The sequence below is a fragment of the Fuerstiella sp. genome (assembly GCA_022447225.1).
Taxonomy (GTDB): Bacteria; Planctomycetota; Planctomycetia; order Planctomycetales; family Planctomycetaceae; genus S139-18.
Map to the genome: position 1 here is coordinate 144,627 of JAKVAZ010000015.1, position 24,276 is coordinate 168,902.

Annotated in this window: 19 protein-coding genes; 9 read left to right on the forward strand and 10 right to left on the reverse strand. The window is 54.2% G+C overall.

Going from position 1 to position 24,276, the window contains the following annotated elements; genetic code table 11:
- Positions 1-163: 163 nt before the first annotated feature.
- Positions 164-1,492, forward strand: coding sequence for a DUF1501 domain-containing protein (locus tag MK110_17105; protein MCH2213025.1), 1,329 nt, complete (start codon positions 164-166; stop codon positions 1,490-1,492).
- Between the two features lie 35 nt (positions 1,493-1,527).
- Here the strand turns inward: MK110_17105 and MK110_17110 are convergent, their stop codons facing one another.
- The 3 genes from MK110_17110 to MK110_17120 all read right to left on the reverse strand — a co-directional run bounded on the left by MK110_17110 (position 1,528) and on the right by MK110_17120 (position 5,847).
- Positions 1,528-2,067, reverse strand: a complete 540-nt coding sequence (locus tag MK110_17110) for a flavin reductase family protein (protein MCH2213026.1) — start codon at positions 2,065-2,067, stop codon at positions 1,528-1,530.
- A gap of 227 nt (positions 2,068-2,294) precedes the next feature.
- Positions 2,295-4,676: a hypothetical protein gene (locus MK110_17115; protein ID MCH2213027.1), complete on the reverse strand. Its 2,382-nt coding sequence runs from the start codon at positions 4,674-4,676 to the stop codon at positions 2,295-2,297.
- A gap of 466 nt (positions 4,677-5,142) precedes the next feature.
- On the reverse strand, positions 5,143-5,847 hold the full coding sequence (locus tag MK110_17120; GenBank protein ID MCH2213028.1) for a phosphoribosylanthranilate isomerase: 705 nt from the start codon (positions 5,845-5,847) through the stop codon (positions 5,143-5,145).
- Positions 5,848-6,089: 242 nt separating this feature from the next.
- On the opposite strand from MK110_17120, the gene trkA reads away from it, so the two are divergent.
- Positions 6,090-7,436, forward strand: a complete 1,347-nt coding sequence (gene trkA / locus MK110_17125) for a Trk system potassium transporter TrkA (protein MCH2213029.1) — start codon at positions 6,090-6,092, stop codon at positions 7,434-7,436.
- 123 nt (positions 7,437-7,559) lie between these two features.
- Here the strand turns inward: trkA and csrA are convergent, their stop codons facing one another.
- The gene (csrA, locus tag MK110_17130; protein ID MCH2213030.1) at positions 7,560-7,754 is read right to left on the reverse strand and encodes a carbon storage regulator CsrA; all 195 of its coding nucleotides are present in this window, start codon (positions 7,752-7,754) and stop codon (positions 7,560-7,562) included.
- 519 nt (positions 7,755-8,273) lie between these two features.
- Here csrA and MK110_17135 point away from each other — a divergent pair.
- Both MK110_17135 and MK110_17140 read left to right on the forward strand, forming a co-directional pair.
- Positions 8,274-9,164: a hypothetical protein gene (locus tag MK110_17135; protein ID MCH2213031.1), complete on the forward strand. Its 891-nt coding sequence runs from the start codon at positions 8,274-8,276 to the stop codon at positions 9,162-9,164.
- Between the two features lie 284 nt (positions 9,165-9,448).
- A complete protein-coding gene (locus MK110_17140; protein MCH2213032.1) occupies positions 9,449-11,296 on the forward strand; it encodes a chloride channel protein in 1,848 nt (615 codons plus the stop codon).
- Between the two features lie 267 nt (positions 11,297-11,563).
- Here the strand turns inward: MK110_17140 and MK110_17145 are convergent, their stop codons facing one another.
- From MK110_17145 to MK110_17155, 3 genes are all read right to left on the reverse strand, one after another.
- Positions 11,564-12,559, reverse strand: coding sequence for a Gfo/Idh/MocA family oxidoreductase (locus tag MK110_17145; GenBank protein MCH2213033.1), 996 nt, complete (start codon positions 12,557-12,559; stop codon positions 11,564-11,566).
- A gap of 9 nt (positions 12,560-12,568) precedes the next feature.
- Positions 12,569-14,050 (reverse strand): hypothetical protein, encoded by a 1,482-nt coding sequence (locus tag MK110_17150; protein MCH2213034.1) that lies wholly within the window; start codon positions 14,048-14,050, stop codon positions 12,569-12,571.
- Positions 14,051-14,115: 65 nt separating this feature from the next.
- Positions 14,116-16,680, reverse strand: a complete 2,565-nt coding sequence (locus tag MK110_17155) for a cytochrome c (GenBank protein MCH2213035.1) — start codon at positions 16,678-16,680, stop codon at positions 14,116-14,118.
- Positions 16,681-16,909: 229 nt separating this feature from the next.
- Here MK110_17155 and MK110_17160 point away from each other — a divergent pair, with 229 nt between their 5' ends.
- From MK110_17160 to MK110_17170, 3 genes are read left to right on the forward strand one after another with little or no spacing between them, the layout of a single operon-like run.
- Entirely contained in the window at positions 16,910-17,590 is a 681-nt protein-coding gene (locus MK110_17160; protein MCH2213036.1) for a hypothetical protein, read from the forward strand.
- A gap of 41 nt (positions 17,591-17,631) precedes the next feature.
- Positions 17,632-18,576 carry an ABC transporter ATP-binding protein gene (locus MK110_17165; GenBank protein MCH2213037.1) on the forward strand — a complete coding sequence of 315 codons (945 nt, stop codon included), beginning with the start codon at positions 17,632-17,634 and terminating at the stop codon, positions 18,574-18,576.
- Positions 18,577-18,628: 52 nt separating this feature from the next.
- On the forward strand, positions 18,629-19,441 hold the full coding sequence (locus MK110_17170) for an ABC transporter permease (GenBank protein ID MCH2213038.1): 813 nt from the start codon (positions 18,629-18,631) through the stop codon (positions 19,439-19,441).
- A 141-nt stretch (positions 19,442-19,582) separates the two neighbouring features.
- Here the strand turns inward: MK110_17170 and MK110_17175 are convergent, their stop codons facing one another.
- Positions 19,583-20,410, reverse strand: a complete 828-nt coding sequence (locus MK110_17175) for a hypothetical protein (GenBank protein MCH2213039.1) — start codon at positions 20,408-20,410, stop codon at positions 19,583-19,585.
- 401 nt (positions 20,411-20,811) lie between these two features.
- Between MK110_17175 and MK110_17180 the strand changes: the two genes are divergently transcribed.
- Both MK110_17180 and MK110_17185 read left to right on the forward strand, forming a co-directional pair.
- On the forward strand, positions 20,812-21,189 hold the full coding sequence (locus MK110_17180; protein MCH2213040.1) for a hypothetical protein: 378 nt from the start codon (positions 20,812-20,814) through the stop codon (positions 21,187-21,189).
- A gap of 83 nt (positions 21,190-21,272) precedes the next feature.
- Positions 21,273-22,085, forward strand: coding sequence for an AAA family ATPase (locus MK110_17185; protein MCH2213041.1), 813 nt, complete (start codon positions 21,273-21,275; stop codon positions 22,083-22,085).
- Between the two features lie 261 nt (positions 22,086-22,346).
- On the opposite strand, the gene MK110_17190 is transcribed toward MK110_17185, so the two are convergent.
- Together MK110_17190 and MK110_17195 are read right to left on the reverse strand one after the other, a co-directional pair.
- Positions 22,347-23,285, reverse strand: coding sequence for a GNAT family N-acetyltransferase (locus tag MK110_17190; GenBank protein ID MCH2213042.1), 939 nt, complete (start codon positions 23,283-23,285; stop codon positions 22,347-22,349).
- Positions 23,286-23,770: 485 nt separating this feature from the next.
- On the reverse strand, positions 23,771-24,276 hold a 506-nt coding region (locus MK110_17195; protein MCH2213043.1), incomplete at its 5' end, for a TIGR03032 family protein.

The window sequence follows — 24,276 nt, forward strand, 5'->3', positions numbered from 1 at the left end:
GATAACCGGTACGGAGTCATGCCACTGAAGCCAGGTTGACACGCGTGTTCCCTGACAGAGAAAATTGACCATCGGATGGCCCTGCAGATGCTGTGTTGAGTCCCGGTCCGTGATACAATGCGGGTAATTTCGCGAGGCATACGAAGAACTTCCGGAGATCGCCATGCTCCAACTCACCGGCGAGAAATCAAGGTTTTGCGACGGGATTGACCGAAGGAGTTTCCTGAATGTCGGCCACCTGGGTCTGGCCGGACTTTACCTGCCCGACGTACTGAGCCTGCGTGCTGCCTGCGCAGCGGAACAGGCGACCGACGACAGATCTGTCATTTTTGTGGAACTGGCGGGAGGTCCGTCACAGTTTGAAACTTACGATCCAAAACCAAATACCCCGGCTGAGTATCGTGGAGAATTTGGTGTTGTCTCAACGAGTACACCAGACGTGTTGTTTAGTGAATTGATGGTTGAACAGGCGAAATTGATGGACAAACTATCAATCGTTCGCTCTGTGCACCATTCGTCAAACAGTCATGACCCGTCGAGTCACCTGGCGCAGACAGGCTACTATAAACGAGGTCCAAAGGGTGGACGGTCTTCGGCAGACACGATGCCCTGTTTCGGATCCGTCGTCGCCAAAGTTCGTGGAGCCAACGTCAGCGGGCTGCCGGCCTATGTGGCGATTCCCCAGGTGATGCGCAACGGACACGCATCGTATCTGGGAAAATCCTATAATCCGTTCGAAACAGTGGCTGATCCAAATCAACCGGAGTTTCGTATTCAAAACCTGGCACCGGCGTCCGGCCTGACTGACGTCCGTCTTGGCGATCGTGGCGGATTGTTGTCGGCACTGGATCGTCGGCGGCGGATGTTGGACCTGCAGGGTTCGTCCACCGCAATTGACCGGTTCAGAAAACAGTCACTCGAAATGGTTACCGGTCCTCGGGCGCGAGCGGCGTTCAATATTAAGACCGAATCAGACACGCTGCGGGACAAATACGGAAGACATACTACGGGACAAAGTTTACTAATGGCCCGACGACTTGTGGAAGCCGGGGTCACCTGCGTCACCGTCAGAGTGACGGGATGGGACGACCATGGACAGCTGGCCCGCGGTCTGAAGGAACGAGCGCCCGCGTATGATCAGGGCATCGCCGCCCTGGTCCGTGATTTGTACGATCGTGGCATCGACAGACAGGTCCTGGTCGTTGCCATGGGTGAGTTTGGACGTACACCAAGATATAATCAGAACGCCGGCCGCGACCACTGGGGCGATGTGATGAGCGTGCTGTTTGCCGGTGGTGGTCTGAACCCCGGAATTGTTGGTGCCTCGAATTCCAAAGGTGAATTACCCACTGAAGCACCGTATCGCCCGGAAAATGTGCTTGCAATGATCTATCGCCACCTCGGGATTGATCCGGGCCTGACATTCGTCGATCTTGCCGGTCGCCCCCGGTATGTGCTCGAGGAAAGCGGCCTCATCACCGAACTGATCTGACGTCAAGCACACTGGTGATCGACGTTCCCAACTCGCTAATAGCTGAAACCGTTTTTGCGGACGTGAACAAACGGGTCAAACGCTGCAGGATCTTCATGAGCTTTCCCGGACGTAACCGTGATCAGGTAGATCACGTGATCCCCTGCTTCCATTTGTGAGACAACCTGTCCTTCCAGTGTTGCCATGGCGTCAGGAAGCTGAGGCAGTCCGCAGTCCGAATCTTCAGACTGGATTCCGTCAAAGGCATCGACATCAGGTTCAAAACCTTTGCCGAAATGTCGAAACAGCGCCGGGTCTTTTTTCCGGACCTGATTCAGCGTAATTGGTGCCCCGGCGGTCAGCCATTCATTCAGAAATCGGGTTTTATTTACCGCAACGGTGACCTGAGGAGGCTCAAATGATGCCTGTTGAACCCAGCTGGCCAGCATTCCGGTCTGTCTTCCGGCCTCGTTTCCGGCGACCAGAATAAAAACACCACTGGGTATTCGTCCCAGGATCGGGGTCAGTTTCTCTTTGAGGGCTTCCGGGGCCGAAGCATCCATCTGCAGGTCTCGATTAACAGGAGTGCAAAACATATTTCTGGTCTCCCCGTATTGTTACCGGAAGTCGGGTCCGTGACGACCGTCCGGCTGCCGATTTTCGGTTCGGATGACCATTCGAGGAGCCCGTCCGGAATTACTCAGGCTGAACGGCTGCGTATCCTGAAGGACTGTCCGATTCAGCGCACGGCTGATTCAACAAAACGACTGCTCCATTCTTTGTTCATGTGTTTTGCAGTCCCAACATCTTCAGAAAACTCACATCAGCCACAAAGCCGCCGGCAGCAGCGCAAAATAGAATCGGCATCCAGACCGTAATGCCGATAAAGATCGGGTAGGTTTCCCGACTGTCCAAAGTGCTCGACACCCAGGGATTCCACTCGATGACCGCGAACGCCGCCAATCCAGGACAGCGTGGCAGGATGACCATCGATCACAGTGACCAGGCAGGCATTTTCGGCAAGCGGTTCAAGCAGAGCTTCAATCCAGCAGCTCTCTGTATCGGTTGAATCGGATCGGTGTGAGGCCTGCCATCCGGCATTCAGACGATCCGCCGAGGTAACTGCCAGCAGACCCGCACCGGGAGTATCAGAAAGACAACGTTCATAAGCGGACAAGGCCTCCGGTGCGACTGCTCCGGTGTAAACAATTGCCAGCCGGGCACCGGGTTCCGGCGGACGCAGCCAGTAGCCGCCATCCACAACCGCCCGCTGCTGTTCATCCGACAGCGTGCGTTCAGGTTGTTGCACCGGCCGTGTCGACAGACGCAGACAGACAGATCCCCCTCGAGCATCACGCAGCCAGGTGGAACTCTGCGTACCGGTACCGTCGCGCTGAATGTAGTCAAAGGCCCAGCGGACAATCACCGACAGTTCATCAACAAACGCCGGTTCGAATGCAGCCAGGCCGTCCTGTGCCATGCCGGTCAGTGGCGTCCCCAGCGACTGATGAAGTCCTCCTTCGGCCGCCAGTGAGATCCCGGAGGGAGTCGCCACCAGAATGAACCGGGCGTCCTGGTAACAGGCATAGTTCAGTGCATCGAGGCCGCGATTGATAAACGGATCGTAAATTGTCCCTATCGGAATCAGTCGCTCTCCGAACAGTTCGTGGGACAGTCCCAGTGCGGACAGCATTAAAAACAGATTGTTTTCTGCGATCCCCAGTTCAAGATGCTGGCCGCCCGGCGACAAATTCCACTTGAGCATCGACGGCGTATCAGTCTGCGGGCTGTGCTCATCGAGCGTATTGGGGGAAAACACATTCCGACGACTGATCCATCCACCAAGATTGGTCGACACGGAGACGTCCGGACTTGTCGTCACAATCCGATCGACCAGCGGTCCCCCCGTGCGAGCCAGCGAATTCAAGATCCGGCCAAATCCCTTTTGCGTTGAAGTGACCGCATCAAACCGAGCCGAAACATTTTCCGGAACCGGCAGCCGCGGTGCCGCATGACGTCTCGATCCGGACTGGTTGAACGGCACACGCCGCAGAAACGCATCCAGTTCGGTTTCTGACAGCTGCAGCCCAGCCGAACGTTCCCATTCCTCACCGGCAGCAATCCCGGTTTCTTTCCGATATTCTTCCATCTGCGGGGCGCTCATCAGCCCGGCGTGATTGTCCTTGTGACCGGCCATCGGCAGGTTGTATCCCTTGATGGTATACGCAATCACGCATTTGGGCACATCGTTATCGAGGCGATGGAACGTGTCACAGAGCAATTCCATATCGTGACCCGCCAGACTGGTCATCAGCTGATGCAGTTTCGGCCCCTCGTATTCGTCAAGAAGCGAAACCACCTGCGGCGCAGTCCCCAGATCGGACAAAATCTGATCCCGCCACTCACCACTGTAGACCAGTTTGGAGTACAGAGAGTTTGGACAGTGATCCAGCCATCGTTCAAGTTCTGCACCGCCAGGTTTCCGAAACGCAGCCTGCAGCGGAATTCCATACTTCAGAACCAGGACGTCCCAGTCCATCATGCGGAAGAGGCTTTCGATCTGACCAAACAAACGGTCCGTGACCACGGCATCCAGACTCTGCCGATTGTAGTCAACAATCCACCAGGTATTTTTCAATCCATGTTTCCAGCCTTCGTACAATGCCTCAAACACATTACCTTCATCCAGTTCGGCATCTCCCACCAGTGCAATCATACGTCCCTGTTGAGATTCCTGAATCCAGCCTTTGCTTCGCACGTATTCCTGGACCAGACTGGAAAATGCAGTGTGGGCTACGCCAAGTCCCATTGACCCCGTGGAAAAATCAACATCGTCGTCGTCCTTGGTACGTGACGGATAGGACTGTGCCCCCTGAAATCCCCGAAATTTTTCCAGTCTGTCGCGTGTCTGATTTCCCAACAGATACTGAATCGCATGAAAGACCGGACTGGCATGCGGCTTGACGGCAACACGATCCTCAGGATTCAGGACGTCCAGATACAACGCGGTGAGAATCGTGGCAACCGATGAAGACGAAGCCTGATGGCCACCGACTTTCAATCCGTCCATATTTTCCCGCAGGTGATTCGCGTTGTGGATCATCCACGAAGACAGCCACAGCACCTTACGTTCAATTTGCCGCAGAACACGGATTTTCTCCTGCTGAGATTCGCCAGCTGCTGCCATCATGCTCGATTTATTCATTGGGCAACTCCGTGCACATCAACTGTTAATAACGTTGAAATTCTATCATTGAGGATCACACTGCAGCTATTGATCGAGACGGTACAAACCGCAAATGTCGGCAGAATATAACAAAGGGTTACGGCGGGATTCTGATTCACCGGCCGCGCTGCAGCGGATCAATCGAAATGTCTCCGGTTCACATGTTTGGTCACCTGAAGCCATCACACGTAAAACCATCTGGACGGATCATGGCCTGTGCACCCGACAGTTCCTTCCGGCCCCCGGCAGCCAACTTCCTTTCGGCTCCCGACAGTGGACACAGGAACACAACACCCCCTGTTCAACTGACAACATTGTACTTGCTGCCGACTGTAACCCTCAAACCTGCCGGTTTCGAAAGCGGTTAGCCAGATAGTTACCGCTGCATCCTCCGCCGTAAACCACCCGCAGGGATTGAGCCGCGTTTCCGATCCGGCATCCACAATCATGTACCGGTGTCCGACAGATCCGAAAGGCTGTCAGATGATCCAGGCAACGCCTGCCGACAGACCGACACAAACTTTCGGACAAGGTCCGCTGATTTGACTCCGGGCGAAATTTCCACACCACTGGCTGTATCGACTCCCCACGGCCGGGTGGCGGACACTGCCTGCACGACATTATCAGGTGTCAATCCTCCTGCGAGAATCAGTCGCGAAATCCATTGCCGATGACTCTCAAGTAAATCTGCATTCACAGTCCGACCTGTGCCACCGTAACGGGCAGCACTCCAGGCGTCGACCAGAGCAGCGTTCAGAGGAATCGGCAATCCGTTGAACGTCTGCAGCTGTGATTTCAGAGACTCAGTCCCGGCCCCGATTCGGAATGCCCGTATGACCGGAACCTGCGGACAAAGTTGTTGAAACTCCTGAATTTCAGTGATCGTCTCGTCACCGTGAAACTGAACAGCTGTCAATCTCACGTCTTCAACGATTTTTGCCACATCTCGGGCCGAATCATTGACAAACACTCCCACAAACTCGACACCGTTCACTCTGTTTACAATCGCCCTGGCAGCGTCGGGTGACACGTATCGTGGTGAGGCCTGATAGAAATTGAAACCGATCGCATTTGCACCGGCCGCAGCAGCCGTATCCGCATCGTCAAAATTCCTGATTCCACAGATTTTGATCCACATAATTAAGGCCATCACCGGGCACGATGATTCAATGAGCGTTGCACCATTTTGTGCAAATAACGCAATTCCTGGTGCGAAATTAACACGATTTCAGAACACATACGGACGAAATCACGTAGAGACGATTCGACATTGTTGCCATGAATCTGCAAAATTCGATCTAAAGCTCAAAAGAATATCGCCAGCTTTGAAGGTATTTAAAGAGTTTCCGAGCACTGTTTGCCGGAGTTGTGACCCGATTTGGAAGAATTCCCATGAATGTGGTGGTCCTGGGGGCAGGAACGGTTGGCCAGTCGCTGGCAGAATTGTTGTGCGGCCGGGGACTCAACGTGTGCGTCGTTGACGAACAGGTGGATGTTCTGCGTCGAGTGGAAGAACGTTTCGATGTGCAGACCGTCTGCGGATCAGCTTTTGACGCGGCCACACTTTTTCAGGCCGGCGTACTGACTGCCGACCTGTGTCTGGCTGTGACAAGCCGGGATGAAGTCAATTTGCTGAGTGCCAGTGTGGCCCGGAACATGGGAGCGTCCCGCAGTGTCGCCCGAGTGTTCAACCCGATTCTCAGAGACAACAGTACGTTTGATTATCAGAGACATTTTTCGGTCGATCGACTGATCAGCCTTGAACATCTGACCGCACTTGAACTCGCCAGACACATTCGAAGTACGTCTGTGGTGACCGTCGAGAATTTCATGCGAGGGGGCGTGGAAGTTGTGGGAATCATCGTGGGCCCTGGCGCTGAAGCTATCGGGATTCCTCTGATCGACCTGAAACTGCCACGCGGCGTACGCGTTGGCGTGATCAGCAGAAAGCAGACATCTTTCATTGCCGGAGCGACTGATGCCGTTGAAGTGGATGACCATGTGACCCTGATCGGCAGCCATGACGAACTGCAAAACGTCACAGCCATGTTCGAAGGACGTACATCAACTCGTCCCCGTGTAGTGATCGCCGGCGGAGGAGAAACAGGACTCAATCTTGCCCGGATTCTGGAACCCACCCGATGTCAGACAACCGTACTGGAATCCGACCAAACGCGATGCGAACTCATTGCAGAAAGATTACCAAAATGCACTGTACTGCTTGCCGATGTAAGAAATCGTGCGGACCTGGAGGAAGCCCGGGTGGGCAGCGCTGATGTTTTTGTGGCCTGCACCGGCCATGACGAAGAAAATATTGTATGCGGCGCTGAGGCCAAGGAACTCGGCTGCCCGCGTTTGCTCACGATTGTACGCAGCCCCGACTACGCCAATGTGCTGGAGCGACTGGGTGTGGACGTAGCCGTCAGTCCACGGCAGGCCATGGCACGACAAATCGTCGGGTTGATCGCCAGTGGACCGGTCACAGAACGCTCACCGGTAGCCGGAGATACGGCCGATATCTGGGAGATTGAAATCCGCCCTCATGTCGCAGCAACCCGGGCACCACTGCGGGAACTGCCTCTGACCGGATGTCTGGTCGCCGCGATCGAACGTGAAGAGCACGTGAAGGTTCCCGGAGCCAGTGATCAGCTCCAGACCGGTGACAATGTCGTACTGTTGGTCCATCGCGCCGTGGAAACAAAGATAATGTCGTTATTTGGCGTGGAGGGATCCATGTGACAGAGGAAGGGCGTCCCCCTCCTCTGTTTGACTAGTCCGCCGGAATGCGGTGTGCAGGTCGGCACACCGTCTGTCGTGATTGCTGGCTGTCCAGATCAAATGGCCGGCATCACTTCAAACCGATCAGACTTTTGTTGAGACTTCAACATCCGTTCGCTCACGTTGAATCGCCTCGTACACTTCTTCACGATGGACAGTCACATCGCGGGGTGCATCAATTCCGACACACACCTTGTCACCTCGAACCCCCACAATGGTAATGCGAATTGATTCGCCGATCACGATTGTCTGGTCGCGCTGTCTGGATAGCACGAGCATTGTCATTTCCTCCCTGAATGTGATTCTGCGGTCATCCACCACAGATGTATAATATAGTTATATGATTGCGATACGGTTTTTTAAAAACCTGTCCGGTGAAGCCTCCGCCAAAGCCTTCTGCCGGTTTGCTCATGATGGTATCCATCGGCCGGATCAAATATGTGCGTCAGGGCAACGGGGCAATTTAACCCCGCCAGGATAATCCAGGGGATACCGTGAGCGTTGTAGGGACTGTGTGGTCTCTCATCGTAATTCCGAACGGCACCAAAGGCTAACAGCCGTTCAACCGTGGAAACCGACAAAGTAACCGCAGGTATGAGGCTCTTCGCTGTCGGAGTGGCTGGGCAGTTCCTGGACCTGACGTCACCGTATCACAATGTTTTTTATTGTGAATCGGTGGAATCAGGCGATAAACTCACAGATCTAAAGTTCAAATTAATGTTTGGCATGTCATGGGGACAGTTCGTCCCCGATTGAATCTCGTGCTCGGACCATTCATCTCCGCAGGAGTTAGCACCTATGTTGTGCAGTCATCGACACATTTCCGGGGCCATCTGCCTCAGTGGACTGCTGCTGTTCGGGACGGCATTCGTCAATGCCGGTAAGGTTCAGCGTAACCGCCCGATTACCCACCCGGGATTTGACCCAACGGCAGACCGAATTGACTTGTTTGACGCCATGGCCGAAGGCCATGTTGAGACAACAGTCATTGCCAGAAATGCCCGGGGAGGTTCAGTATTGATCAAAAACACCAGCAATGAACCTCTGACCGTTGAGTTGCCAGAGGCGTTTGTCGCTGTTCAGATCAATAAACAGTTTGGTGGTGGTGGTCTTGGCGGAGGAATGGGTGGTGCCGGAGGAATGGGAGGTGGCCAACAGAGTACCGGCGGAGGATTTGGTAACGACGGCGGCGGTGCCGGCGGTGGAGGTGGAGGTGGAGGATTTGGGGGTGCCGGGGGCGGAGGCGGCCAGGGATTTTTCTCAATTCCACCTGAAAAAACCGTTCGTTTGCCCTACGGGTCTGTTTGCCTGAACCACGGTAAACCGGAGCCAAATTCGCGAACGCGGATGCAGATGGTTCGAGTCGAAAGTTACACCACAGACCCAGTGTTGACTGAACTGATCACCATGGTGGGCACGGGTCGCCTAAATCATGAATCTGCTCAGGCCGCAGTATGGACACGGACCGACAACATGAGCTGGAATGACCTTGCCGGAAAAATCGTGGTTTCCGCAGGTCGCAAGCGAGCTTATTTCCGTCCCCAGCAACTGCAACGAGCTCAACTGCTGGTCGCCACCGCAACAGGGCGCGTCCGGGAAAAAACAGCCAATGCAACTGAATCAAACAGCACAGTAGAAGTGATCACGACTGTTCCGTCGCGGGGACGATCCGGCAGTTTTGGTCAATAGTAATGACAAAGACGACGTCCAGTGTCTGAGAAACAGGCGACAACCTCACAAAACACAGGGACGAAGCAGACTATGCTTCGTCCCTTCTGTTTGGTGCGCAGTCCGCTGAACTCAGTCCATCGGACTGCAAATGCCCGTTGCCTGTTTGTCCTGCTGAACTGACGCGCCGGAACGGGATCGATGATCCGGTCATGGGACACAACCGATCGGGTCACAGGTTACCCACAGTTTTACGTCCTTTGAATTAACCTCGACCGACGAACTCAAACGGCTTGGCAACATTCATGACCAGGCGTGTAGGTCTCGGAAAATCCCTGTCGGATCTCCTGTCCGGCCGCTGGCTGATCCTGTCAGTCGTTGTTGGCCTGCTTGCGGGCTGTTCGGGCATCGTTTTCCAGGTGTTGACAGAAGCCGTGAGTCACTACGTTCTGTGGTACGCGAGCGGATTTCAGACGGGTGGAGCGGATGGAGAATACCACCTGTTTGAACATCATCCCTCGGCTATTTCGCTGACTGCTGTATTGATGGTACTGGTGTTGGGTGGATTGATTTCCGGTTTCTTTGTTTATCGGTTTGCCCCGGAAGCAGAAGGGCACGGCACCGATGGAGCAATTGATGCGTTTCATAACCAGCGTGGTACGGTATCCGCCCGAATTGCCGTGATCAAAACTGTGGCATCGGCCCTCACTCTGGGTTCGGGCGGTTCCGGAGGCCGGGAAGGTCCGATTGCCCAGATTGGAGCTTCCGTTGGATCCAGTATCGGTCAGTTTCTCAACCTCTCAGCACGGGATCGCCGCATCCTGCTGGCAGCCGGAATGGGAGCCGGTGTGGGGGCCGTATTTCGGGCGCCCCTGGCCGGAGCATTGTTCGCGGGTGAGATACTCTATCGAGAATCAGATATCGAATCTGAAGTGATTGTTCCGTCAGCAATCGCCTCGATCGTGGCTTACTCCGCTTATGGGCTATTCCTGCCGGATCAGCTGTGTTTCGGACATGTCTTTGGCGTGCTTCCTGAGTTTGAGATGCGTTCCATCGCCGAACTGTTGCCGTACAGCGCATTGGCGCTCGTACTGGTGGGAGTTGGATTCCTGTACACACGGTGCTTTCACGAATTGAATCGAGTATTTTCGCGACTACCGGGCCCACGAATGGTCCGACCAGCACTGGGAGCCGGCCTCGCCGGTCTGACTGCGATCGCGCTGTACTTTACTCACGACCGCAACGATCAGACACTGGCCGTACTCTCAACGGGCTATGGGCTGCTGCAAACAGCACTCAAATCACCGGGTGACATCAGTATCTCGATCCTGCTCACTGTGGCTGCTGCAAAGATCATCACCACTTCACTGACGATCAGTTCCGGCGGCTCTGGTGGTGTGTTCGGACCATCAATGGTGATTGGAGGCTGCGTGGGAGTCGCCATTGGTCAAATCACCGGCATGTACTGGCCTCATGAGATTCATCCGGGAGCATTTGGAGTCGTTGGTATGGCCGGATTCTTTGCAGGCTGCGCTCATGCTCCCATTTCCACAATCATCATGGTGTCAGAAATGACAGGCAGTTATCAGCTGCTGCTGCCCGCGATGTGGGTATCAACTTTGTGTTTCCTGATGTCGCAACGATGGACGCTGTACGACCGTCAGGTCCGAAACCGACTGGAATCTCCGGCTCATCGCGGCGATTTCCTGATTGATGTCCTCGAAGGAATCACGGTTAACGATGTCTATCGCCGGGATCGACAAATCGACACCGTCTCGGAATCGATGCCGCTGGCATCGATTCTTCAACTGCTGACTCGTACCCAGCAACACTACTTTCCAGTTGTCAATGAAACCGGAACGATGGTCGGGATCTTTTCAACAGATGACGTCCGACGATATCTTTACGATGAATCCATCTGGCAGCTGGCGGATGCTGCGGACGTAATGACGTCACCATTTTTAAGCGTGGCACCTGGCGACGATCTAAACGTGGCTATGCAAAAATTCACAGCTCTGAACCTGGATGAACTGCCGGTGCTCAGCGTTGAAGCACCAGACACGTTGCTGGGCATGTTGCGGCGAAAGGAAACGATCGCAGCCTACAATCAACGACTTCTGGAACGCCAGCAACTGGCGAAGGAACAGGCGTAACTCCGCTCAGAAATACTGCGACCGGTTACGCAGGCACAGGCCATCTGTTCCTGAAACAACAGGTCACCTCGGACGTATCATCAGGCGTTTGATCAGCGGCATTGCAGCTCACTCAATCGGACCGGCAATGTTACAGAAGACCGCACAGTGTCCGGCCCTGAAATGATCATCCTCGATCCGACGATCACCCGACACGTTCTATCGGGTGAAACAACCACATGGAAAAACGATCGTTCCCTGTGTGTCTCGCAGGATGACTCAGCAAAGTTACGTAAGACTCACCGGCTGTCCTTCTCCGGCAGATTGCAGAATCGCAGCGGTGACATCAAAAACAGACAAAGCACATGAAAACGGCGCAGGATTCGAGGCAACTCCACTCAGAATATCCAGCAGACCACTAACCGGATTGGCCGTGGACAGCGGACCGGATTGATCAGTCGGCAACTCCACCGGACTGACCACGTTCCGGCGTGCGATGAACACTCGATCATCCCGAAGGATCAAATCCGCGTCATCGCAGTGAATCAGTAACTCTTCGTAATAAGAGTGGGCGTTTCCGGTGAACGCCAGCGTCAATGGAATCCCTCCGTGCAGTGTTCCGGTGACAGTGGCAATGATTTCGACGTGACTGGCGGAATTCTGAGTCATCGCGAACAGACGATCGGGGTGACGTCCGGTGATGTACATCAGTGCATCGATCTTGTGACTGCCGGCATCACCCAGAAACCCACCGAAGTTCATGGCCGGATCGTCCCGCCATGTCTGACCAATCCCGGCTTCCCAGTGTTCGTTATTGACAAACGTAACCGATCGTACGTTTCCCCAATTTCCGCCTGCCACTTCCTCTTTGAGAAAACGATGGTTCTTCCAGAAACGACGCTGATACCCCAGCACACAGTGGCGTTGAGGATCAGACTCCGACATTCTGATCAGGTTTACAATTTCTTGCCGCCCCTGGGCCAGTGGTTTTTCAGCCAGCACATGCCGTCCGGCCGACAGTGCACCGGCAATTTGATCGTGGTGGCAGCCAGTCGGTGTCGCAATCACCACGGCATCGCTGTCGGAAGCGAGCGTCTCTTCGAATGAACTAAACACAGCGACATCCGGACCGCATTGATCCCGCAATCGAATGGCCGCAGATTCTGACGGGTCGAAGACTCCGATCACGCGGGCCCGCTCATCTTGCTGCAGCAGCTGAGCATGGGCCTGCCCCATACGGCCACAGCCAACGACGACAAATCTCCACACGTAGTTTTCCGGCACAACGGCACTTCACTTCGGAATATGGTTTAAGGTGTACCATGCGGAGGAATGCAGAAGTTCCTCGCCATCGCGACTCCGCACACCGTCTGCAATCAGCTCATGCACAAACAGTTCCCGTAACCCGTGCACTCTCAATCGGACTCGTCGTCCGTCATCCGAAACGGTCGCCTGATCGACACTCAGGTTCTGCTTCTGAATTTCGTCACTGCCGTAAGTAGAATGATAAAGATAGGTATGACTGGCTATTTCATATGACACCGGATCAGCTGCAGAACGAACCTCCACCGGCTTGGTAAACACCAGTTCAAACCCGTCAGATAATGCTTTCATTTCTTTGATTTCAAACGGAGTGCGTCCGGTCCACACAACACGCTGCAGACCATAATCCGCCGTTCCCAGACTGCTCCAGCCGCGATTAGTAAGCCCGGCGAACACGCTGCCATCGGTGCCCTGCGCCAATCGCAGTACTGCCGAAGCGAATCGGGACCGAAACGGAAAACAGGCCCCCTGATATTCACCATCAACCTTTTCAAGAAACACACGCAGCATCCCCGCCTGACTAAACTCTCCGATGAACAGCTGTCCGGCAAACGGCCCGAATTTGCCTTCGCTCTCGTCCAGCATGATATCTGTCACGGATTGCCCGGTCTTTTTGTAGGGAAACCACACAGCAGGCGGACGAAGCTGCTCAAACTGCTGTAATGCCTGAGGATATGGCAGACCATCGGGGACCTGCTTCACTCCGCTGATCCGCGATCCCGTCAGTTTCATCGATGCCAGAGCTTCGGCATGATGAAAGAACGCTCCGTCACGCATGTGGTGTAACGAATTCGTAGCCACCCAGTTACCCTGCTGGTCCGTATAAAACATGTCGCCGGCATCGTTCATTCCGATCCCGCACGGTGATCTCATCCCTGCACAAACCGGAACCAGATCACCGTCCGGAGTCACCTTCATCCCCCAGCCGCGCCAGCGAGCCTGAACATAGCCAAAAGGGGCATCGTTGACTGTTCGACTGAACCGCCATTTCGGCGTTCCCATTCCAATATTGAGTGTGATCCACAGATTTCCCTGGCGATCCAAAACCGGTCCAAAAGCATACTCGTGATAGCCACCCGTCAATCCCCAGCCCCTGGCCACCGTTTCATATTCATCGGCCCGACCATCATGATCGGTATCTCTGAGTGCCGTCAGTTCGGTACGCTGGGCGGTATAGAACACGTCACCAATTTTCAGCAATCCAAGCGGTTCGTGAAGCGCCTGAGCAAAGCGATGAAACGTCACGTTCTTTGGCGGATCGTCATAGACTCCGTCCAGAAACCACACTTCTCCCTTGCGAATCGCAACGGCAACGCGTTGATCATCAATAACCGCCAGTCCGCCCACTTCCAGCGCCAGTCCCTCCGGAGCCGGCTTCCAGTTCTTGGACCGTGAGTGACTTGGTGATGCGGACGTGGTGACGGAAATCAACCGATAGTAATCGTTCTCCACCGCTGCTTCTGAACAGGGTATCGAACAACAAGTTACCACCCAAAGAATCAGGGAAATGGTCCGTTTCACCATCGGTACTGTACCTCCAGCGTAAGTTCCTGATCGAATGACAAAGGAACAATCCACTCCATCCCCTCCTGAGTGTCGCGAAGCACACTTTGGGCGGCAAGTCCATCGTCAAGCGTGACTGTTAGTCCGTCCTGACTGCGACAGGATGTGTTGCCAACACGTTCCAGTGTTGTGGCCCGATGACTGCGCAGCCAGAGTTGCTGATCCCGTTCCGCTGGTGCACGGTGTTTGATGTGCAATCTGCGAATCAGCTGCTGATCACCAGGCACCATGCGATCTTCCACATCGACGTGACGGATGCGATAGCGGAAGACGGGAATACCGCTGCGGTCCAGACGAAATCCCAGGAAACGACCGTCTGTCTGCCCCGTCCCTGAATCCGGCATCATCGGCAGCGGCCAGGCATCATCGGGACTGTTAAGAAACGCCAGTGACACACCCTCCGGCAGGTCGATTGCGTCAGTACTCAGTGGATTTGCCGGTGGAGCAAATCGGTTAAACCAGGTGCTCTGCGCATCCAGAAACCGTCCCCTCCACGCCAGCGCCGGACGAATCTGCTCTGCGTCGTACGCAAAGTGTACGCGCTGAGGGAATCCCACAGCGATGGCATAAGTGCCCACGCGTTCCATGAATGTCCTCAGAAGGACGGGTCGATCGGCAGGTTTCAGTTCGAACTGCTGAGAACGCGCCTGTTCAAGTTTCGCAGGCAGCGGATAATTTTCAATTCCTTTCAGATACATCCACATTGCAGCTATCTGTCGCTCCGGATTCCCGTCAAGCACCGCTGAATTCTGACTTCTGCCCCCGGGAAAAAAGGAAGGCATGCGTGTGCGTTCCTTGAGCCGGACCGGATTCAGCAAAAAGTCGTGAAACCACTGAGGGTGCACACGCTCCGCGACTCCCTCAAGCTCCGTGCCGATGACACCCGGCAGCACTTCGCCCCGCAGTGAATGACACTGGACACAGCCGACATCCAGCAACTCACGTCCCGCCTCTGCCAGATCTGTCAGATCACCAAACACATCGTCTTCCGTTGGCTGGCCACCGCCGGAATCTGTCGCTGCAAGCAGTAGAGGAATTCGGTTGATTTGAGGCCCGGAAAAAACCGGCATCCGAATACTCATGTGGCTGCGAAGAGATCCCTTCCCCTGCAGAACAAGTTCCGTCCAGCCGGTTTTGAGCTTACGACCGGCGCCGGTCAGTGACGGTGGCAGTCTTCCTTCGTCGCCGATATCCACATTACGAGACGTCTCAAAATATCCCTTGCGGTTACGTCCCACCCCGCCGTATCTGTCACGTTCATGACACGCCAGGCAGTTCATCGTTAACATCGTCAGCTGCAACTGATCAGAGGCCTCGGCCGAGACGTGTTCCGTCCTGGCATCCTCAATCGCACTCCGAATTGCTGCTAATTGAGGACCATCCAGAGAGAATTGAGGCAGTCCGTGACTTTCCGAATCGATGCACTGCCGCCGACTGCTCAAATCCAGATGCTTCAGAGACGTTGCGGGTAACGGGGCATCAAGACCGTCCACCGCGTGGCAGCTGGAACAGCGTAGTTCGGAAAACAGTTGCCGGCCCTGACTGACAATTGAAGAACTGGTCACGTCTGCACCGGGTGATAATCCGGCAACTGCGGACTGTTCCCGAAGCAGCCACGCGGCAATGTCGGCTGCTTCCATCACACGAAGCTGGAAATCCGGCATGCGTCCCCCGGGACGAATCCGATGCGGATCCCGGAGAAAATGTGTCAAGGACTGACGAGTGTACTTTTGCGCGGGATCCCCCAGCGGGACGGATTCCACCGGTCGGGCTGCTGACAGCAATCCGGCTTCGCGGAGCTCTTCAGGATCGAGCTGACTCAGCAGTTCATCCAGCGGTGTAGCTTTGGTGACCACGGTCTCATAGTCTTGATCAGGCTCATGACAGGCCACACAGCCAAGACGATGGTACAGCCGTCGGCCATTCGCAGGATCGCCCAGTTTCCAAAACTCACCGGGAACAGGTCTCCTGCCGGTTCCTTTGATTTCAGGAAATGGTTCCGTCAGTGTTGCCAGAAATGCAACCAGTGCCCGAATCGACTGTTCCTGGACTTCTTCAGAAAGTCCGTTCAGCATCGCAGGCATTGTTGAACCGTGTTTCACTTCTTGCGGACCGGCAAGAAATCGGGCAATCCAGTCATGATTCAAACGATTTCCTGCTCCATCCAGTCGGGGACCCCGTTTGGGACTCAGTCCGGCATTTTCAGTCGTGTGACAAGCGGTGCAGCTCAATTCATTCAGCAGCAATCGGCCAGCAGTAACAGAATCCACGTCCCCAGAACGGGCAAACCGATCGAAAGCTGCTACAAACGGCGGCTGATGCTCAAATCCCGCTGAGGAAACTGCGTCCACAGCAGTCCGCGAGTCAGAACGTATTTCAATATTTTGTTGCGGTAAAGAATCGCCGGACGGGCTGGTTTGAGCGGCCGTGCATCGACTGTCAACGAGCAGCCGCAAACCAGGCCACAATAAACATGCAGCAGGAATTAACCACAGAAAATTTCGTTTCGCCGGTTCCATACATATCTATCCGGTACGACACTCCGGTTGTGAGCACGTCCTGTTTAACCCGACCAATTGTAATCCGGGATTATACCCGCCGACTACCATCCGGAATCGGGGAATTTGAAATGAACCGATCCGGCACCAGACCGAACAGACAACACACAGACATTGACGAATCTGTCTCCGCCGGCCATTCTACCGACGACCCCATGGCTTTGGTCGACCGAAATTTAAGGACGGCTTGATGAACGATTCCCATTCAACGATCGATTCCGATTCGGAAAATCGTCCTTGGTTCACAGGGTCAATCCCATCACGTGAGTTGCGACGTCGAATCTGGCATATGAGTCCTGGTTTCCTGCCGTTGATTCTGCAGTTTGTTCCCCACGCTGATCCGGTGTCACCAACTCTTCGCTGGATTTTTATGGGTGTAGCAACAGTAATTGGACTCAGAATCCTGTGGGGATTTCGACAGATCCGACGGAACAATGAAACCGGAGGCATGGCCGCGGTTGCCGGTTATTCGTTATCTGTAATCATAATGCTGCTGCTGTTTCCGCAACATCTTGAACTTTCGCTGGCCCTGCTGGCAATCCTGGCTTTTGGTGATGGTTCGGCAACTCTGTTCGGTCTGTTGATCCAGGGACCAAAGCTACCATGGAATCCGGATAAAACGTGGAGCGGTTTGCTGGCGTTCGTGGGAATAGGGTCGATGATGGCCAGCTGGATTTACCGGGGAGAAACACTAAATCCGGAAGCCATCGATGCTCCGGTTGGTTTTCAGACGGCACTGATGCTGGTGACACCGGCTGTCATTGCTGCAGCACTGTTCGAGTCTATCGACAGCCGTATCAATGATAATATTCGAGTGGGAATCATTGCCGGCCTGATGTTGATGCTCACCCATATGTACCGACCGGTGTAAGCCACGAAACTTCCTGCAACGGTCAACAACCAACACGTGTTATGGCTCCACTTCTTGAAGTATCGGATTTGCGGCGGAGCTTCGGTTCGGTGGTTGCCGTTGATGGTGTCTCGTTCGAAATCTCCGCCGGTGAAGTCTTCGGTTTACTGGGCCCCAACGGTGCCGGAAAATCCACCACGATGACGATGTTGTGCGGTCTGCTGCCGGTGACGTCGGGACGCATTATGCTTGACGGTCGAAATATCGAGGCAGGTTCCCGGAAAGCGAGACAGAGTCTGGGCTACGTGCCTCAGGATCTGGCCATTTATCCGGATCTGACTGCTGAAGAGAACCTGTCATTCTTTGGTTCCCTTTACAATCTGTCCGGAACACGACTCAGGCAGCGTGTTGATCAGGCACTCAGTCAGGCCGGACTCGCGACACGGCGGAATGATGCTGCCGGAACGTTCTCGGGAGGTATGAAACGTCGACTCAACTTTGCTGCCTCCGTTCTGCACCGTCCACGCTTGTTAATCCTGGACGAACCGACGGTTGGAGTGGATCCGCAGAGTCGTACTCATCTGCTCGACTGCGTCCGCACCGTACAACAACAGGGGGCTGCAGTCATTTATGCCAGTCATTACATGGACGAAGTCCATGCTATCTGTTCACGGGTGGCTGTCATGGATCATGGAAAGATTCTGATTTGCGATGAATTGTCCGAACTCATCGCCGGTGTGCCTCGTGAAATCGAACTGGTCGTACCGGTCAGCACAGCAGCAGAAAATCTAGTTCTTCCGGAATCCGCAACGACTTCCATTACCGAATCCGGTTTATCAATTCGACTCGCAGACAGACCGTCATCCAGACATTCTCTGAATCACCGACTGGCGCAGCTGATGACACGACTGTCTGATCAAAACATACCCTTAATTCATATCCGCACACACGAATCGAGTCTTGAACGATTGTTTCTGAAATTGACCGGGTCACGACTGCGCGACTGACGCAGACCTCCGTAACCCGGAAACAATCGATCTGCTGACCCAAGGACGAACTATGCACGCCATCGTAATTACACTTAAAGATCTGCGTCTGTTGATGCGGGACCGGCGGGCTCTGATCGTATTGCTGGCGTTACCTCTGGTTCTGATTTCTGTGATCGGAATATCAGGAAAGGAACTTGTTTCACGTCGCGATCAAAACACAACGCCGACTGAGGTCTCACCGTCCAAGTTGACGCAGGGCAGCGAAGATCCGTCGCGAGTGTATCGGGCGATTGTTCCTGGATTCACGGTCCTGTTTGTATTTTTTCTGGTGAACATTATGGGACGATCCTTCATTCAGGAACGTGACCTCGGAACCTTGCTGCGTCTGCGGGTCGCCCCTGTATCGACGGCATCGATCATGGTCGGCAAGACACTGCCGTTTCTACTGATTTCCATTGTCCAGACTGTGTTGCTGCTGGTATCAGGAGTTTTGATTTTCGGCATGGATCCCGGCAACCGCCCCTGGCTGTTTGCACCACTGGTGGTGAGTACGTCACTTGCCGCAACAACAATGGGGCTGGCATTCGCTGCTCTGGCACGAACCGACGCACAGGTATCAGCATGGGGAAACCTGCTTGTCCTGACGACCGGTGGCATCAGTGGTTGCCTCATACCACGCCATTTGACACCCGAGTTCCTGCAGCAGATCAGTTTGATAACTCCACATGCGTGGTCACTGACTGCTTCTCGGGAGATCCTGGCTGCTGAAGTTCCGAACACACTGACGGTGCTCTCGTCCTGCGGAGTCCTGCTGTGCTTTTCTTCGGTATTTGGAATGGCGGGGCTGATCGGTTTTCGCCACCAGCCGGCGAGTTCAATTTGAAGCCTGATCGCGAAGTTCAGTAAATTGCCGAGACGTTCTGCACGACCAGACTTCATGCTCTGTCAAACACATTTTACCTGACCATCTCTCGCCGGGTTTCCCGGTTTGTTACTGAAGAAAAAGGTCAGAAATCACAGAGCGCTACTGTTCCGCCTGGACCTGTGTTGAACCGGACCGGACTGACGGGTGTCCCACTGCCTCGGGAAACGCCTCCATTATGATTCCTGCAATCAATCGATCGTCGTCGTCCAGTCGAGCGCCCAATCCGCCTTGTTCTGGAAAACTCTGGCGAAGCCCACTCAGTATCAGTGTCCAGACGTGATGACCAGGTTTCATCAGGCCTTGAGCAAATTGCCCCTGAAAGAAGTCCTGCGCACGTGCCCTGTCATGAGCGTACTCCCACAAACCAAATTCACCCATCATCACAGAACACAGCAGATCGGACCAGCGTTCCGTGGAAGCTCGAAGTTGATTGATCAGGTTGACCTGCTCTCTACTGAGTGACGTGTCATTGAAACACCGGTTCAAGGCCTTTTTTCGAATAACAAGATGTCCTCGAAATACGTTACTCATCAGCTTCCCAACGCGATCTTCCCGACGATGACGATCAACACAAGTCGTCATCACAGTCCACACTCGATTGAGCAGATCATTGATAAGAATCTGCTCAGTGATTGACTGAATAGGCGGACGTACCGGATTAAGACCGGTCAACTGCTGAGGATCCTGCACGATCACACTGTTTTCCGAATCGTTCAGACGACGATGCCATCGATTGAATCGGTTACGTGACTGCACATAAAATTCACCCAGCAGTGTACTGGACAGCCCCTGCGGCTGTTGAATCCACAAATGGCTGTGGGAAGATAATAGTGCAGCCAGTTCGGTGAGGTAGGCCAGTTTCACAAGTGCAGTCCGCTCAGATTGCCGGTTGTCGTCCCACGTGCGGGGACCATTTTCAGCAGACACAGAGCAAACCGGATGCCGACATCGGTTTCTGAAAAAATCACGCCGTTTTCACACGTCCGCGAACTCTGTGTGCCACAGACGCAACATTTGATGTCCCAGACCGGTTGCGTTCGTGACACGCGGGATCCTGTACAGAAACGGTCGCGCAGCGTACTTCCGGTTCGTAAACAGCAACTTTTGCCGAACTGCCGACGGCTACATCTTACAATCGTCAGAAACATCAAGTTCGGACCGTCGGGCTGACGATTTAACACCATAATATGCGAATCTGATATTGGCAGGGTGCCTGAAATCACAGCCTGGTTCAAGGACGAATGGTGACAGACAGTAAAAGAAAAAACATCACCTCGTCCGGGACACACCCAGTCGCAGACGTCCGGGCCGGTCATGGGCCGGCCGGAATGTCCGGATCACGCCGAATCCTGATCGGTGTGATCGTGCTGCTGATGCTGTGTGGATACTTCTTTGTGGAAGACCGTCCACGTCCGGTCGAAACCGGACATACAGTCGAAGATCTGCCACAGGCGGAATTACCAGTGCACAATGTCACAAATGACCTGAAACTGACCAATCAAACGGTATCTCCGGACCAGCCAAATCAGGATCTCAGCGTAAATTCCTCCGATCCGTCACAGGACAATTCAGTTACGCAGGTTCTGCCTCCTCAGTCTTCACCGCAACAACACCGTCATGATGTCTATCACTCGTCGCAAACATCATCGCGCACTGCCGTTCGTCCGACACTGCGTTTCGCCGGTCGCATTGAACCACTGCAGTAGTCACTGCGGGTTAGGTCACTGACTGTCGTCAACTGAATCATTTCCGTCTGCACGTTCTCCTTCCACCCACAAGATGAACGAACATGTACCTGGACTACTGGCATCTCACCGACCAGCCGTTTCCCTATCGACTACCGGTTTCTGAGAGCATTGGCACGGTGTCGCAGCAGGCAGCATTGCTGCGACTGCAGTACTGTGTCGATAACGGTGCAGGTTGCGCAGTCATTCTTGGTGAATCCGGACTCGGTAAAACGACGTTGTTAAAACAACTCGAAGCAGACGGTCCTGGGCCGGAGCCTTTCATCTATCTGGCATTTCCGGGACTACAGGCCACCGAACAGTTAAGGCTTCTGAGCTCCCAGATTTCAGACACCCCGGTTGCCGTCACCGATCGACCGGATGAACTGCTGCAGAATATTGCCACAGGTTTTCGACGATCGAATGCTGCTGAGCAGCATCCGATCATCTGCTTCGATGATGCCCAGTTGTTGCATCCCACAGTGATGACAGATGTCCTGCTGCCGCTACTTAATCTGCAGGATATCGATGATGAAATTAATTTGACCGTCGTGCTGGCAGGACAACCGATCCTGGCTTCTCAATTGTCCCGACAGCCACAACTTCGAGAGCGAATTGCCGTCACTGCACGACTGACGGGCATGTCTGAAAAAGAAATCCGTAACTACGTCCAGGGCCGAATGAAGACCTGCGGCGCCGCGGAAACAATCTTTACAGAAAATGCTTTGAAACAGCTCCATCAGGTCAGTCAGGGAAACCCCAGACGGCTTAATCGCCTGTGTCATATGGCATTGCTGGTAGGCCGGGTGGATGAACTGTCCGGAATTGACGCGGAACAGATTGACGCGGTTGGGACAGAACTCATGATCGCCGCCTAGACACACAGGCTACTCAACGCACCCCGCTAAGCTCGTGGTCGTGTTCATTCATTCCCTGCCGGATTTGTGTGTCCTGCCAGGTCTGTTGGTTGTCACTGCCCGTCAGTCTCGCCCGGCAAATACAGATCGACCAGGCAATCTCAGTTGTTTAGAATGCGAACTTTGGGTACCCGATTTTCCTGCGTGCCGGTGACGTAAAACATCGTTCATGCCTGGACCAATCGCAGCCGCAGGACGGAAGCTTCCGGCGATATCTTGAGATCAGGCAGTTTCAGGAAGAAATGCAGGAATGTTCACTCCGTTGAAAGGCTGGAACTCCCCTCGCACCTGACAGAAATGCATTTCACAGTTGCGGGCACCCCAGTCGTACATCTGACGTACGAGTGTCGTTTTCTCCATTGGAATCACGGCCACCGGCATTCCGCCTTTGTACTGGTCCAGTTCCGCAGCAATGAGTGCGGCAGCATCGTCTTCGCTGCGCGTAACACCGGGACCCAGCATATTGGATGCCGGATGCCTGGATGACATCAGGAATCCGTCGACATCACCGGCCGGAGACTCAATGATGTTCACTCGCCATAAGCCGCGGGCATTCTGAATGCAGTAACGGTAATCCGTTTTACGACTGATCCCACTAACGTCCTGTTCCAGATCCGCCATGGCATCGACATCTTCGGTCGTCGCAGGCCGAATACGGTCTCGACCTGGATGATTAAGATTCAGGCCCTCGTGCGGGACCTGGAAAATCATATCCTGATAGCTGTATCGAGGTACAAATCCGTATTTGTTGTAAAGAGAAAACGAATCGACGTTGATTGCACTCTGCGTCAGTCGCAGCGAGGGGAAGCCGTTGTCGTCGGTGTAGTCAATGATATGCCTGAGCAGTTTGCCCCCCAGGCCGCTGCTGAAATGATTAGGGCTGACGGTCATGATTCCCAGGCTGACATGCGTCTCACGAGGGTGATAAAAGCAGGACGCCATCAGCACTCCGGTTTCCGGATGTTCAGCTGCGATCGAATGTCCTGGTGTCAGATCGTGATACGTATCAAAAAATATCTCGACATCCTGTGGCTGGCAGGAAAAGATCGCCGGACACCCGTGATTTGCATACCAGACGTTGATCGAGGCAAAGATCAACTCTCCCACGGCGTGGCGATCGCCTTCGGTCAAAGGCCGCAGAATTGGTTCTGTATCAGCCATCAGTCAGTCCCCGCCAGACCGCTGCAGTCAGCCTGCAGCACAGACATCGAAGATGATCACAATTGTGGACGTCCCCGGATCCCGATCCAGTAACACGACCGACAACAATAACACGGCACAGTGTATCGCACGACCCGAGCGGCAGGAACAGTCGACACTCGATACGGTTTCCAGACGGCCTGCCAGTGGTCCCGTATAATGACGGACTGGCTGGATTTCACACCTGAAGACCGAGGTGTGCTGAACCTAAATCATTGTGGAGGCTCGAACATGCGTCTTGCTCTGAACAGACGGCCGTGGATGCTGCTGCTCATGGTGTTCATCGGGTACACCATTGGGGGATTTCCTCGGCCCTGGCGGTGAAACCTGAACCCATCACCCGGTTGAAAACCACGAATTTCCGGCAAGCTGCTTCAAACGCAAACGAGCGGACGCATCCCGGACAGGAACAGATGGAAAACATGGCGGTCCAGCCGATACCGCAATCAGCCTGTTGATGCCGACTCGTCGGATTTTTTTGACGCGGCAGCAGGAGGGTTCACCCAGTCCACATCGCGCAGCGACTCTTCTGACAGGGAATACGTGGTGCTCACCAAATCGTCCTGCAGCAGGATCATTTCAGGAAATCGGTGCGGCAGAACGGTCACGGCAAACACCTCCTGAACCTTGTCTTCAAAGCGGGCAAAGGCCACTTCCTGACCGGACCGCAGATCGACTACCGACATGCCGGAAATCCGTTTTTCCAGACGTTTGGTGATCGGGATTCCACTAAACACTGCGGACTCACGCACCTGGGAAATCCCGATAAATGCAAATGGTCCCAGGAAATCTATTCCCCGTGTAAATCCGTCCAGATGACAAATCGCTTCGTATTTTCCTGTCTGCAGATCAACCGTGCCGATGCTGCCGTCGCCCGATTCAAGTAGCCACAGTTTTCCATTATACCAACGCGGTGAATGAGGCATTGACAGTCCTGAACTGATGATTTCTT